The 13,148-nt window shown below is 59.7% G+C and carries 11 protein-coding genes and 1 pseudogene; 4 read left to right on the forward strand and 8 right to left on the reverse strand.

The genetic code is table 11. The features are described from left to right. Positions 1-26: 26 nt before the first annotated feature. The gene (locus tag CD04_RS0119270) at positions 27-1,166 is read right to left on the reverse strand and encodes an RNA-guided endonuclease TnpB family protein (protein WP_031409747.1); all 1,140 of its coding nucleotides are present in this window, start codon (positions 1,164-1,166) and stop codon (positions 27-29) included. Between the two features lie 158 nt (positions 1,167-1,324). On the opposite strand from CD04_RS0119270, the gene CD04_RS0119275 reads away from it, so the two are divergent. Both CD04_RS0119275 and CD04_RS0119280 read left to right on the forward strand, forming a co-directional pair. Then, complete coding sequence (locus tag CD04_RS0119275; RefSeq protein ID WP_081858093.1) at positions 1,325-1,981, forward strand: TetR/AcrR family transcriptional regulator; 657 nt, start codon at positions 1,325-1,327, stop codon at positions 1,979-1,981. Further along, the gene (locus tag CD04_RS0119280; protein WP_038168580.1) at positions 1,978-2,463 is read left to right on the forward strand and encodes a hypothetical protein; all 486 of its coding nucleotides are present in this window, start codon (positions 1,978-1,980) and stop codon (positions 2,461-2,463) included. Before CD04_RS0119275 ends, CD04_RS0119280 begins: the two co-directional genes overlap by 4 nt. 258 nt (positions 2,464-2,721) lie before the next feature. Here CD04_RS0119280 and CD04_RS23950 read toward each other — a convergent pair. After that, positions 2,722-2,883: pseudogene (locus CD04_RS23950) on the reverse strand (ATP-binding protein); the annotation flags it as partial. Between the two features lie 683 nt (positions 2,884-3,566). Between CD04_RS23950 and CD04_RS0119290 the strand changes: the two are divergent. After that, positions 3,567-3,959: a nucleotidyltransferase domain-containing protein gene (locus CD04_RS0119290; RefSeq protein WP_197033172.1), complete on the forward strand. Its 393-nt coding sequence runs from the start codon at positions 3,567-3,569 to the stop codon at positions 3,957-3,959. A 55-nt stretch (positions 3,960-4,014) separates the two neighbouring features. On the opposite strand, the gene CD04_RS22295 is transcribed toward CD04_RS0119290, so the two are convergent. From CD04_RS22295 to dnaA, 6 genes are all read right to left on the reverse strand, one after another. Next, positions 4,015-5,043 (reverse strand): hypothetical protein, encoded by a 1,029-nt coding sequence (locus CD04_RS22295; protein ID WP_031409754.1) that lies wholly within the window; start codon positions 5,041-5,043, stop codon positions 4,015-4,017. A gap of 80 nt (positions 5,044-5,123) precedes the next feature. Next, positions 5,124-5,702 (reverse strand): DUF4007 family protein, encoded by a 579-nt coding sequence (locus CD04_RS0119300; protein WP_231480699.1) that lies wholly within the window; start codon positions 5,700-5,702, stop codon positions 5,124-5,126. A 127-nt stretch (positions 5,703-5,829) separates the two neighbouring features. Next, positions 5,830-6,852, reverse strand: coding sequence for an IS1595 family transposase (locus CD04_RS0119305; RefSeq protein WP_051849449.1), 1,023 nt, complete (start codon positions 6,850-6,852; stop codon positions 5,830-5,832). Positions 6,853-7,135: 283 nt separating this feature from the next. Then, on the reverse strand, positions 7,136-9,631 hold the full coding sequence (gyrB, locus tag CD04_RS0119310; protein ID WP_031409760.1) for a DNA topoisomerase (ATP-hydrolyzing) subunit B: 2,496 nt from the start codon (positions 9,629-9,631) through the stop codon (positions 7,136-7,138). 124 nt (positions 9,632-9,755) lie between these two features. Further along, positions 9,756-10,874, reverse strand: a complete 1,119-nt coding sequence (dnaN, locus tag CD04_RS0119315) for a DNA polymerase III subunit beta (RefSeq protein WP_031409762.1) — start codon at positions 10,872-10,874, stop codon at positions 9,756-9,758. 210 nt (positions 10,875-11,084) lie between these two features. After that, positions 11,085-12,515, reverse strand: coding sequence for a chromosomal replication initiator protein DnaA (gene dnaA, locus CD04_RS0119320; protein WP_031409765.1), 1,431 nt, complete (start codon positions 12,513-12,515; stop codon positions 11,085-11,087). A gap of 468 nt (positions 12,516-12,983) precedes the next feature. On the opposite strand from dnaA, the gene rpmH reads away from it, so the two are divergent. Continuing rightward, positions 12,984-13,118, forward strand: coding sequence for a 50S ribosomal protein L34 (gene rpmH, locus CD04_RS23420; RefSeq protein ID WP_018912706.1), 135 nt, complete (start codon positions 12,984-12,986; stop codon positions 13,116-13,118). Positions 13,119-13,148 lie beyond the last annotated feature (30 nt).

Genomic DNA, 13,148 nt, shown 5'->3' on the forward strand with positions numbered 1-13,148 from the left:
CTTCACAGAGTCCAGCCCATGCCGCTTTACAGCGAGACGGGACTTACAGCCTCTCCATGGGCTGACACCGCAAGTCCTGCGGCCAAGACGTTGCGCGCGGCGTTGATGTCGCGGTCGTGGGTCGTGCCACACTCTGGGCAAGCCCAGGTGCGCACGGACAGCGGCATCGTCGTCTTGGTGTGGCCGCACACGGAGCATCGCTTGCTGGATGGATACCAGCGATCGATGCCGATCAATGTGCGCCCGTACCACTGCGCTTTGTACTCGAGCTGCCTGACAAACTCCGCCCAGCTTGCGTCGCTGATCGATTTCGCCAGGCTGCGGTTGCGCTGCATGTTCGACACGGACAGCGTCTCGACGGCGATCACTTGGTTTTCGCTGATCAGTCGGGTCGAGAGCTTGTGCAGGAAGTCCCTGCGCGCGTCCGTGATGTGCGCATGCAGCGCAGCAACTTTCAACTTCAACTTCGCCCGGTTCTTCGAGCCGAGCTTGGCTCGCGCCATGCGGCGCTGCCATTTCGCAAGTCCAGATTCGTTCTTGCGAAAGGCCTTGGGGGATGCGATCTTCTCGCCATTCGAGAGGATCGCGAAGTGGGTGAGCCCCAGGTCGATGCCGACCTGGCCGGATGCGGCCTTCCTGGACGTGACCACGTCGTCGCACAGCAGCGCGGCGAAGTACCGCCCCGCAGTGTCGCGCGAGATGGTCACGGTCGTGAGCTTGGCCACCTTGGGTAAGGTGCGCGACCAGCGGATGTCCAGCGGCGTGTCCATCTTCGCCAGACGCAACTCGCGCCGGCCCGCGTCCCATCGGAATGCGCTGGTGGTGTACTCGGCCGCCTGCGGCCCGTCCTTGCGCTTGAAGGACGGGTACCGGGCTCGCTTGGCGAAGAAGTTCGAGAACGCGGTGTTCAGGTGCCGCAGCGCCTGCTGCACGGGCACGCTGCTGACTTCGTTCAGCCACGCATGCTCGGGCGTCTTCTTGAGCATGGTCAGCGCGGCGGAGGTTTCGTGGTAGCCCACGCGCTCCTGGCGCTGCATCCAGGCGTCGCTGCGCAGTCGCAGCATGTGGTTGTAAGCGAAGCGTGCGCACCCGAAGGTTCGAGCCAGTGCGTCAACTTGCTCGGGCGTCGGGTCGAAGCGAAAGCGATAGGCGCGCTTGACCTGCATGCCTCACATGCTATGCGTTTTCCGTGTAAATTGTCCACACAGCACCGATCTTTGATCGGCGCTCCTTTCCTCCCCGCCCTAAACGGCGGGGTTTCTCGGCAACGGATGAAAATACAATTTATCGTTGACATTTCATATTAAAGTAGTAAAGTGAATTCATGAACGGATCGCAAAGCCCTAGGCGGACCTATCGCAGCCCCTTGCGCCAGGAGCAGGCGGCGCGTTCCCGCGAGCGCATTTTCATGGCGGCGCAGACCTATCTGGAAAGCCACGACATCGAAACTCTGACCCTGCGTCAGGTAGCCCAGCTCGCCGGCGTATCGCCGCCGACGGTCTACGCCTATTTCCCCAGCATGGACGATCTTGTCGCCGCCTTCTTTCACTGGATGAAGGAGCGCGTCGGCCTGGATCAGCCGCTCCCCGGCGTGGCCGAGCTGCCGGACGTTCCCGGCCGGCGCTTCCCGCTCTACGAGCAGCATGCGCGGCTGCTGTGCAATCTGATGAACCGGCCCTCCTGGGACCGGGCGCGGCTCGACGATCGGACGCAGCGGCACCAGGTCTGGCTCGAGGGGCTGCGCGCCGACATGCCGGGCACATCGGACACCGCGTTGCGCCTGGGCGCGCGCGCCATCTTCGCCTTCTGGAGCCCCACCCTCTGGCGCTGGATGAAGGAGACTTGCGGCTTCACCCCCGAAGAATCCGAACGGGTCGCGCGCTGGGCGGTGCGGGCGCTGGCCGACGCGCTAAAGCGCGACCCTGCAGCGCTGGAGGCCCCTTCTTCCCCTACCCCCTCCGACGAAAGGACCAACCGATGATTCACCACGTCTCCCTTCCGGCGCGCGAGCCGAAGCGCGTCGCCGCGGTGCTGGCCGAATTGATGGGCGGCCGCGCCTATCCGTTTCGCGGACCGCTTCCCGGTGCCTTCATGGCGCTGGCCGGCGATGCCCACGGCACCTTGATCGAGGTCTATCCGGAAACCACGGTGATGCGGCCCGGCGACGAGGGGCGCCGCATCCCCTTCGCCTCCACCGCGGAGCCCGCCGCGCATGTCGGCTGGCACGTCAATCTCTCCGTGGCGCTGGAGCGCGAGGCGATCGAGTGCATCGCCGCCCGCGAAGGCTGGCAGGCCATGCTCTACGGCGCCGCTCCTCCGGGGAAGCCGGCGGCGTTCCATGTGATTCAGTTCTGGGTGGAGAACCGCACGCTGGTCGAGCTGATCACCCCGTCCATGCTCGACGACTATCTGCGCCTGGCGCGGTTCGCGACCTTCGAGCCCGCCGCCGCGCCGGAACTGTAGCGCGGGCTGGCCATTTTCAATGCATCTGCTGCGTGTCGCAGTAGATGCATTCCCACGTCCCGCTCGGCTGCACCGAGTCGCTCTGCCGGCGAGCGGGCGTCCATCCCGCCGACCCGGGAGGGGATCACGGCGGGCGGGCCGGACAGGTTCCGCAGCCGTAGCCCCAGTCGTGCCGATGGTCTCCTTGTTGATTTCCATGCAAACCTAACCCACCATTTCCATCGCGATCTGACCCCTCCTTGTTTGTGAACTTGATGCTCACGTTGTGGATAAGTTCTTGGGCGTCTTCTCCTTCTTGGTGGTCTGTGGTGGTTGCTGTGCGGAGCTGTTCTTGAACCGGAAGCTATCGTTGCCAGTTTCCAAAATATGGCAGTGATGCGTGAGCCGGTCCAGCAGTGCCGTGGTCATCTTCGCCTCCCCAAGTGCGTCCTTGCTTGTCTTTGTTTGACGCGCAATGGTAGCTAGGGCGACGCCTGCGATGTGCTTCGGTAAGTGACGATTCCAGCAGATGTAAAAAAGCCCAGCGCGGTAAGCGCAAGGCGTTTACTTAAAGTGTTGACGTTAGCGGCCTCGGACTCGAGGCTTCCCCTCTGAGCCGGCAAGGTTCAGAGGGGATTTTGTGGCAAAAATCTCTTCCGCAGATTTCCGGTTTCCGGAATCAGTGGATGGCCTCCAGGTGGACCTCTTCAAGGCCAAGCGTTGCCGAAGCTTTGGCGTGCCTGGAGACCCCTTCCGAACCAGAAGAGCTCAGGGAACTCCACCTGAGCCAGGCGACTACACGCGAGTGGGCGTCGTCGGTGCGACAGGTGCACATCCGCTAGTTGTGAGGCTTCAATAGGTGGTAACGGAGAGCTCGCGTTGCTGTTGGGCTTGCTACACGTTCCTGAATAAGGTACATTCGTACCGAAAAACGGAACACTGCTATGCAACCACTCGCCGCGTTTTTTTCTCCACCCGAGCAGCACTTGCTCGGCCTCGTCTTGACACATCCCGATAGGGAGTTCGGAACGCTTGAGTTACTCAAGCAGATGGGTAGCAGCCGAAGTTCGGGAAGTCACGTGCTGGACAGATGGGTGAAATCTGGGGTCTTGCTGGAGCGCCGCGTGGGCAACCAGCGCCGCTTGTCGGCGAATCGGGACTTCTTGCTCTTTCCAGAGTTGCGCAAGATTGCGCTGAAGACCGTGGGGTTGGCGGAGCCGCTGTGTGCGGCACTCAAGCCTATCGCGAAGTCGCTGTCCGAGGCATTCATTTTTGGCTCGGTTGCGACTGGCAGTGATACCTCGGAAAGTGACATCGATGTGGCGCTGGTGGGCAATGTCGATTTGTTTGCCGTATCTCCCTTGATTGACCATGCGGAACAGCTACTCGGACGTCGAGTTCACGTGAGCATCTACAACCAAGAAGAGTGGGCTGCGGACAACGATGCGGTTCTCTCGAAAATCAAGCATGGCCCTCGTTTGGAACTGATGGAGACGTTGCGTGGCCAGACCCGTTGAATACGACAACCTCGTCCGAACTGGCGCACTGAAGGACGCAGTATCTTCCCCGGATTCAATAGCCCAGTTCATCCGTAACGCAGACCAGATGTTGGCTGCTGCGCAGTTGGGTCTCCCTGACGCACCGCGGTTCGCACTGGGCTATGAAGGGATGTTCGAGGTTGTTATGGCAGTCTTGGAGTACTACGAGGCACGTCCGGGCGACAGCAGCGGCCACCGGGCAACCGCAATCCAGCGCGTCGCGGCTGACCTGCAACTGGGAGCTTCGCAAATTAGCGTGTTGGCGCGGCTTCATGACACTCGCAACAGAGTGACCTATCGGCAACCGATTCCGCCAGCAAGCTTCCAAAGCCTTCGCGAATCCATCCCCTACCGCGGGCCGTCGAGCCTTGATCGAGTTGGCAATGGCGACGCACGCTGGAGCCATCCAGGGCGGGGTGTTCTCGGATTCGATCGCCCGACCGATTAGCTCGACCACTTCGTCGCTCGCGGCGACCAGCGGGATGTCCGAGAAGCGGCCTTGGATCTTTGCCCAGTCATCGCGCGTGTCGATGCCAAGGCGCGCTGCGTATTGGCCAAACGACTGATGGAGGATGCCAATTACGACGACGCGTCCTGAGGTCCGGGCGGCGGCTTCTGCCAGCTCTTGAAAGAAGTAGACATCGTCCCCCGAGCCCAAGGCCGAGGCTTCCAGGAACTTGCCCATCTCGTCGATGATGATCACGACGCCGTCGTGCTTGCGGCTGTCAGCGCACTCGCAGATCTCATTGATCAGCGAGGCTCCGGAGACTTTTCGGCCATCATGGTTGAGGCCCAATGCTTTGCGGAGGCCTCTCGACAATTCGGCAATGACGCTGCCGCGCTTGCCGACGATGGGGATGGTCAGCCAGCCGTTTTTGTAGGGCAGGGCGCTATCGAACGTGGGCATGCCTTGGAGCTGAAGCGTCTCCCGAGCTTTGCGCCGCAGGCTCTTGTCGGCGCTCAGAGCACTCGCGAAAGCCACGGCGAGCGACGACTTGCCGCCGCCGAAGGGGCCGGTCCATGTGAATGCGCGTTGGTTGCTCTCCAAGAGTTGCTTGGACATGCTCTGCAAGACTGCTTGGGCAGTCCCATGGCATATGTAGCCATCTAGGGCGTCTTGCCGCCCCAAATCTATATCGATCTTTATGGAGCGTTGATAGTGGCGCGATAGCCTCGGATGCAAGTCTCGATGTCGCGCGAAATCGTCGCCATCGAGAGTTTTCGGTTGGGGTCGAGAGAGCGGGCGTATTCGGCCAAGGGGGCTTCAAGGTCCTCGCGTGAAAAGGTGGGCGAAGTCACGAAATTGAATAGCCACCGCCATGTGGTGGCGCGGTGCCCACGCCCTGCTAGCCACCAATGCGCATACCAAGCCGTCGTGGGGTTTTCCGCATAGGGGTCGAAGCCTTGGTCAGCCAAAACGGCCTTGGCGTGGTCAGTGATAACGTAAGAGCCTGCGGGGGCTCCCTCCTCGGTGATGACATTGCATGCGAGCGCCCAATGGCGGATCGATGCAACCATGTTCTTGCCGACGCCGAACTCGGCGATGGCGTCTTCATTGGTGAAGGTGGTTTTGTGGATGTAGTCGAACGAATCGGCGCGGTCGTAGACTTTTTTGAGCCACATTTGGCGCAGAGGGAACGTCTCATGCCCTGAAAAGTGGGCCGTTACGCCTTCGGATGATGTTTTTTCCCCCATTCGGTCGATTCTACTGGAGAGGATCACCAGTGGCGATGTCGTGAATTGGAGAAGTGAGTTTGTGCAGGTGTCTGCACAAACTTTTCCTATAAAAACAGATGTCTTTATCCGGGATTTCTAACGGCGATCACCAGATGCTGTATTAATATATGGGCTATCCATTTAGCTCCACAGGTCTAGCAAACCGGTTGGCGGCCGGTTCCGAGTGCACGTTGTCCCGTATGTTGGCGTAGGTCGCCGGCGTTGTTGCGGCCGATTGCTGCAACAACCGGTAGAACAACATTCCTCGTGATCTTGACGAGCGTCGGTTGAAGCGGAACGTAAATTCGTCGAGGTAGTAGTCCACGTGTCGCGGATCGACGGCTCCCTGATGGGTGCCAAGCAACCAGCGTTTGAGCAACGAAATGACGCGATGGACCCCCGGCAAGGACACGTGCGCAGGGATCTTCGAGCCGAGTTGGACGAGCGGTTCATGAGCGAATCCGCCTTCCTGAAGTGGCCCGTAGATCGCCGATCCGTCAGTGCGGATCGTTGCGCCTGGCATGACGTTTTCGCGCACGAACGGGATCAAGGCGCCGATGGTTGGACCCTGCACGCGGTGAATCCGGATGCGGCCAAAGCCCTTGGGATCGTGCACTTCAACGGCCACCGCAATGGCGACCAGATGGGACGTTTTGTGCGCCTTGGAGCGCGCCTTGCCAGACTTCACCCGGGGGCCTCTGCTCAGGGGCAGATAGGCCTCGTCAACTTCTACCGTTCCGGCAAGTTTGTCGCGTTCCGGACGAACCATCGCACGCCGGAATCGGTGCAACATCGCCCAGGCCGTCTGGTAGCTGCTCAAGCCAAGAACCCGCTGCAGTCCAAGAGCGCTGACGCCATTTTCTTGACTCGTGATGTGCCACGCCGCAGCGAACCAAACCCGCAGGGGCGTGCGGGTCTTGTCAAAGATGGTGCCCGCCGTCACACTGCTCTGGTGCGCACAAGATCTGCAGACCAATCTGCGCCGGTTCGCGCGAGCCGGTGAGTCCAGCACGCCACACGCAGGACAGCAAAATCCGCCCGGCCACCTCAATTTCTCGAGGTAGGCAACACACGCGTCTTCGGTCGCGAACCAGTCTTCAAATTGCACCCAAGTCTTCGGGTAGTCGCGACCAGAAACGGGATCGACATTAATCATTCAACCATTTTCCACTTTGTGGAGCTAAATGGATAGCCCGTATTAATATACAGCAAATTCGTGTGGGTGATTCGGATGTTTTCAGATGGACCCAAATCCTTGCGCAGACGAAGGCAACGGCTTACGTCTTGCCGTTGCTTTCTATAGCGTTGAAAGCCTTCGTGATTTTTCAGTCTATGAAAAATATTTAAAGCAGTGCGAGAAGCGCCCGCATTGAAAACCCCTATCGAACAGACAGTGCAATTAGTGAGAAAAGTTGCATCTATTTCGGGATTCGACAAATCTAGACGTCAAGATTTGCGGCGCGCAGCGCGTTGGTTTCGATAAAGTCGCGGCGCGGTTCGACATCATCACCCATAAGCATCGTGAACACGCGATCAGCCTCGATCGCGTCATCAATCTGCACGCGCAGCATTCGGCGAACCTGCGGATCCATGGTCGTCTCCCAAAGCTGGCTTGGGTTCATTTCCCCCAGACCCTTATAACGCTGGCGAGCCACGCTGGCTTCGGCCAGGCGCAGCAGCCACGTCATGGCTTCGCGGAAGTCGCTCACGCTCGCCTGCTTCGCCGCATCACCCTGGCCTTTGCTGACAACGGCTCCCTTGCCGAGAAGCCCCGTAAAAGTCTGCGCCGTCTGGGCCAACACGGCATAGTCGGCGCCGTGAGTGAAGTCAGCGGTGATCACGCTTGAACGCACATTGCCATGGTGGTGCCGCGAAATGCGCAAGATCTGTTTGTCGCTGCGCGGATCCGTCTCGGCGTGCACGCTGGGAACAACGCCATTTGCGTGCGCCTCGAGCAATGCCGCCTGCAGGCCATGCGCTGAAGCAGCGGCCTGTTCCGGCGTGTCAAGGGCAATGGTCACACCGCCGGCGATTGCGCGCAATGCCTCCTCGTCCATGAAAGCGCTAAGGCGGGCAATAACTTCCTCGGCCAGCATGTACTGGCGTGCGTATTGCTGCAGCGACTCTCCCGTCAGCGTGACTGCGTTGGGGTACGCGCTGGTGAGAACGGACGCGTCGCGCAACGCCACCTGCAGCAGGTAGGCGTCGAGTTCGTGTGCATCCTTGAGATATTGTTCATCCTTGCCATGCTTGACCTTGTACAAAGGCGGTTGGGCGATGTAGACGTGGCCTCGCTCAACCAGTTCGGCCATCTGGCGGTAAAGAAAGGTCAGCAGCAAAGTCCGGATGTGGGCACCATCCACATCCGCGTCGGTCATGATGATGATGCGGTGGTAACGCAGCTTGGCCACGTCGAAGTCATCCTTGCCAATTCCGGTGCCCAGCGCAGTAATCAGCGTCAGGATTTCGTTGCTGGTGAGGAGCTTTTCGTAGCGCGCTTTCTCAACATTGAGAATTTTGCCCCGCAGCGGCAGGATCGCTTGAAACTTGCGATCGCGTCCCTGTTTGGCGCTGCCACCGGCCGAGTCGCCCTCAACAATGTAGATCTCGCAAAGCGCCGGATCCTTCTCCTGGCAGTCGGCCAGTTTTCCCGGCAATCCCATGCCATCGAGAACTCCCTTGCGCCGCGTGAGCTCGCGTGCCTTGCGCGCCGCCTCACGCGCCCGAGCCGAGTCCACGATCTTGCTGCAGATCACCTTGGCGTCGTTCGGATTCTCCAGGAGGTAGTCATTCAGCGCCTTGGCGACAACGTCCTCCACCGGTGCGCGCACTTCACTGGATACGAGCTTGTCCTTGGTCTGGCTTGAAAATTTTGGATCCGGCACTTTGACCGACAGCACACAGGTCAGGCCCTCGCGCATATCGTCGCCCGTGACTTCCACCTTGGCCTTTTTGGCCAGCTCGTTGTCGTCGATGTACTTGTTGATGACGCGGGTCATCGCCGCACGAAGACCCGTGAGGTGCGTGCCACCATCGCGCTGCGGTATGTTGTTCGTGTAACAGAGCACGTTTTCGGCATAGCCGTCGTTCCACTGCATGGCCACCTCGGAGATGATGGGCGAGCCCTGCTCGGTCATCTTCTCGCCAGTGGCATAAAAAACATTGGGATGCAGAACGTTCTTGCCGCGATTGATGTATTCCACGAAGCCTTTGACGCCGCCTGTGTAGGCGAAGTTGTCTTCCTTGCCCTGGCGTTCGTCAAGCAAGCGGATCTTGACTCCGTTGTTGAGAAATGAGAGTTCGCGCAGGCGCTTGGCCAAGACGTCATAGTGGAAATCCACATTCTCGAATATCTCGGTGTCGGGAAGGAAATGAACCTCCGTGCCACGCTTGTCGGTCTTGCCCAGCACGCGCATGGGTGACACTTCACTGCCATCTTGCACTTCGCTAATGCGATTTTGGACCGCGCCTCGAGCAAACTCCAGCACATGCACCTGCCCGTCGCGCCGCACGGTCAGGCGCAGCCAGCGCGAGAGCGCGTTGACGCAGCTCACGCCCACGCCGTGAAGGCCACCAGATACCTTGTAGCTGTTCTGGTTGAACTTGCCCCCGGCATGCAGTTCGGTCAGTGCGATCTCGGCAGCGCTTCGCTTGGGCTCGTGCTTGTCATCGAACTTGATGCCGATGGGGATGCCGCGTCCGTTATCGGCCACGCTGATGGAATTGTCGCTGTGAATGGTCACGACGATGTCGTCGCAATAACCGGCCAGCGCTTCATCAATCGAATTATCGACCACCTCAAAGACCAGGTGGTGCAAGCCTGTCCCGTCCGACGTGTCACCAATGTACATTCCAGGCCGCTTGCGCACCGCTTCCAGGCCCTCAAGGATTTGGATCGACGATTCGCTATAGCTATTGCTGGATGGTTCACTCATGGGACAACTCGATCAGAACGTCAACTGGGCCGGCTGCGATTGCAGTGGGGTGTAGCCGGACAAAAGGCAGGAATGGAGGGTCTGGCGGCACGTCGCTTGCCCGGCGACCTTGATGCCGCCTCGATCAGATGCGCATGGGCATGACGACGTACTTGAAGGCGGCGACATCGGGTAGCGTCATCAGCACGCTACTGTTGCCGTCGAGCAAGTCAAGGCGCACGCTTTCACCAGGCAGGTTCGACAGCACATCGATGAGGTAGGCAACGTTGAAGCCGATTTCAATGGAGTCGCCACTGTAGTCCACATCGAGCTCTTCCTGGGCTTCCTCCTGCTCGGCATTGGTGGAGGAGATGCGCAGCGAGCCAGGGTCAAGATTGATGCGCACGCCTTTGAATTTATCGGTCGTCAGGATGGCCACACGCTGCAGCGCGGCCAGGAGAGCTTGTCGCGACAGGACAAGATGATTTTTGTGACCCTTGGGCACAACGCGCTGGTAGTCCGGGAACTTGCCCTCGACCAGCTTGCTGACCAGCTCCATATGGCCGAACGCCAACCGTGCCTGGTTGGAGGCAAATCGCATCTCGATCGGCTCGTCGCCGTCGCCCAACAGGCGCAGGAGTTCGATCACGGTCTTGCGCGGGAGAATCACCTCACGCTTCTCGGCAAGGCCTTCCACCGGTGCGCTGACCATGGACAGCCGATGCCCGTCCGTGGAGACAAGCGTGAGCTGACTCCCGTCGGCCACGAGTAGCAAACCATTGAGGTAGTAGCGAATGTCGTGTTGCGCCATGGCGAAATGCACAAGCGCGAGCATGCGTTTGAGCTGACCCTGGCCGATCACCAGCGGCTCGGCCGAATAGTCCGCTGCTTCCTTGACCAACGGGAAATCCTCGGGCGGCAAGGTTTGCAACGAAAAACGCGACTTTCCGCACCGCACCGTGAACTTGCCGCCGTCCCACTCCAGCGTTGCCTCGTCGAAGGCTGTTGCGCGCAGGATGTCAACGAGCTTGCGTGTATTGACCGTCGTGGGCTGCAGGTCCGCGCCAGCGCTATGCCCTTCGCCAAGAGCGGTGCGCATGTGCATCTGAATTTCCATATCGCTGGTGGTCAAGGCCAGATCAGGACCTGCAGGCTGGATCAGTACGTTGGCCAATATCGGCAAGGTCTGGCGTCGCTCCACAATGCCAGCCACAGCACCGAGCCCCTTGAGCAAGGCTTCGCGCGATACGGTCAATCTGTTCATTGTGATTCTTCCTTTTCAGAATAAGACTGGTAACAGGAGGTCCAAAAATCGGAGAACAACTTGATTGCTTGTTTTTAATCAATGGCTTGCGCCATTTTTTTGCTGGGGACAAGCGCGCAAGTTTAGGCGAGGCGTGATGAACAACTTGGCACGCGCGGCAAGAAAAGCGGGCTTGTTCAACTTTGGTTCACACACCGTCCACAGCTTTGTTCATCCTTTGAGGGTCTGCTCCAACACATGCAGCTGCTGGTTGAGTTCCTGCATGCGCGTGCGCTCCTGCGCGACTTTGCGCACGGCATGCAGAACCGTGGTGTGATCACGGCCCCCGAACAGCTCGCCAATCTCCGGAAGACTCTTTTGCGTGAGTTCCTTGGCCAGATACATGGCGATTTGCCGCGGCCTCGCGATGGACGCGGGGCGCCGTTTGGAGTACATGTCGGCAACCTTGATCTTGTAGAAATCCGCCACAGTCTTTTGGATGTTCTCCACCGAGACCTGCCTGTTTTGGAGGGACAGAAGGTCCTTCAGAGCCTCGCGCGCCAGGCCAATGGAGATGTCCTCGCCTGAAAAACGTGCGTAAGCAAGGATCTTGCGCAGGGCGCCTTCGAGTTCGCGCACGTTCGATCGCACGTTCTTGGCCACGAAAAACGCCACATCCTCGCCGAGGCTGACCATTTCGGCCTCAGCTTTGCGCAGCAGGATGGCAACGCGCATTTCGAGCTCCGGCGGCTCGAGTGCGACGGTCAGACCGGAGTCGAAACGGGAGGTCAGCCGCGCATCGATCTCTTGAAGTTCCTTCGGATAGGTGTCGCTGGTCAGGATGATCTGCGAGCGCTTGGCGGTCAGAGCTTCGAAGGTATAGAAGAACTCTTCCTGGGTTTTTTCCTTGCCTGCGAAAAATTGCACGTCGTCGATCAGGAGCAAGTCAAGCGCGTGGTAGTAGCGCTTGAACTCGTCAAAGGTCTTGCGCTGGTAGGCCTTGACCACTTCACTGACAAACTGCTCGGCCTGGAGATAACGAATGCGCGCCCCAGGGCGTGCCGCGAGCAGGGCATTGCCGACGGCCTGGACCAGATGGGTCTTGCCCAGGCCCACGCCACCGTATAGAAAAAGCGGGTTGTACGACTTGCCGGGATTTTCCGAAACCTGGAGTGCGGCAGCGCGCGCCAGTTGGTTGGCTTTACCCGGAACGAGGCTTTCGAAGGTAAGCCCCGGGTTCAGCCGGGAGCGTTCAAGGGCTTCCGTCTCCAGCCGCGCGGCTGCGGCATGGGCGTCGGGTTGTGGTGTGGCAACCCGGTCCGCAGCGTGTTCGCCGGCCAGTGGTTGGGCGTGCCCGTTTGGCATCGCGCCCGTGTCCATGTGCGCGACGGCAGCGGAGGGCTTGTTCGCTGGTTTGTGAATCGCGAATTCGAGCTGGATGGGCCGCCCGGCGGCCGTGGCAAGCGCTTGGGCGATTCGGCTGCTGTATTGGGAACGCAGCCAATCCATTTTGAACCGGTTGGGCACCGAGAGCGTGGCTGTGGAATGATCGTCGCTCCAGTTGGGGGGAGCGAGCGGCTTGATCCATGCGGTAAATTGCTGGACGGGAATTTCACTGGCAAGCTGGCTGCAACAAGCGTGCCAGATCTTTTCGAGAGACATGTGGAGTCGATTTCATGTTGTGCGTCGCCAGTGCCCGAACACCAAGGCATCGGGCACTGCGCCTGCCTCCCGAGAAGAAATCCCTCAAAAAGCCCCACAGGGGCCCATTGCTGGTGGACTCATCCCGAACGGAATAGGAGGAAGGAATTATGGCTCTCCATTTTAGTCGAAATGGGGGAGTTATCCACAGACCGCGAAGATCATTGCGCGCGCGTTTGGCCAGCCCCGGAGTTGCCCAAAACAACCGAAATGGCGTTGGCGCATTGACACACACGGCTTAATTTGTTGAAATGGCATGCTTTTCGCCTGAACGAGCCGAAGAGCACAGCTCTGGCACGGGCATGCAAAGGCCGCGATGGTTGGTTTCACGCCATGGCCACGCCGCTGCTCGGCAGCCGGCAGCATTTGCCACGTGACCCCTGTTGCAGTTTTTGATCCCGGCTTGTTGCGCCACCCATTGAGCACATCATGAAACGTACCTACCAACCGTCCAAAACCCGCCGCAAGCGCACCCACGGCTTCTTGGTGCGCATGCGCACTGCCGGTGGTCGAGCCGTCATCAATGCCCGCCGCGCCAAGGGCCGCAAGCGCCTGGCAGTCTGAGCCCAGTTGAACTGCAGCGGGCGGGTTTCC

The organism is Thiomonas sp. FB-Cd, from assembly GCF_000733775.1.
In the GTDB taxonomy this organism is placed as follows: Bacteria; Pseudomonadota; Gammaproteobacteria; order Burkholderiales; family Burkholderiaceae_C; genus Thiomonas_A.

What these genes read in the sequence shown, in the direction of transcription:
- CD04_RS0119275 (WP_081858093.1), top strand. Translation starts at nt 1,325, where the DNA reads ATGAACGGATCGCAAAGCCCTAGGCGGACCTATCGCAGCCCCTTGCGC.
- CD04_RS0119305 (WP_051849449.1), bottom strand. Translation starts at nt 6,852, where the DNA reads ATGATTAATGTCGATCCCGTTTCTGGTCGCGACTACCCGAAGACTTGG.
- CD04_RS0119270 (WP_031409747.1), bottom strand. Translation starts at nt 1,166, where the DNA reads ATGCAGGTCAAGCGCGCCTATCGCTTTCGCTTCGACCCGACGCCCGAG.
- dnaA (WP_031409765.1), bottom strand. Translation starts at nt 12,515, where the DNA reads ATGTCTCTCGAAAAGATCTGGCACGCTTGTTGCAGCCAGCTTGCCAGT.
- CD04_RS0119280 (WP_038168580.1), top strand. Translation starts at nt 1,978, where the DNA reads ATGATTCACCACGTCTCCCTTCCGGCGCGCGAGCCGAAGCGCGTCGCC.
- CD04_RS22295 (WP_031409754.1), bottom strand. Translation starts at nt 5,043, where the DNA reads ATGTCCAAGCAACTCTTGGAGAGCAACCAACGCGCATTCACATGGACC.
- rpmH (WP_018912706.1), top strand. Translation starts at nt 12,984, where the DNA reads ATGAAACGTACCTACCAACCGTCCAAAACCCGCCGCAAGCGCACCCAC.
- gyrB (WP_031409760.1), bottom strand. Translation starts at nt 9,631, where the DNA reads ATGAGTGAACCATCCAGCAATAGCTATAGCGAATCGTCGATCCAAATC.
- dnaN (WP_031409762.1), bottom strand. Translation starts at nt 10,874, where the DNA reads ATGAACAGATTGACCGTATCGCGCGAAGCCTTGCTCAAGGGGCTCGGT.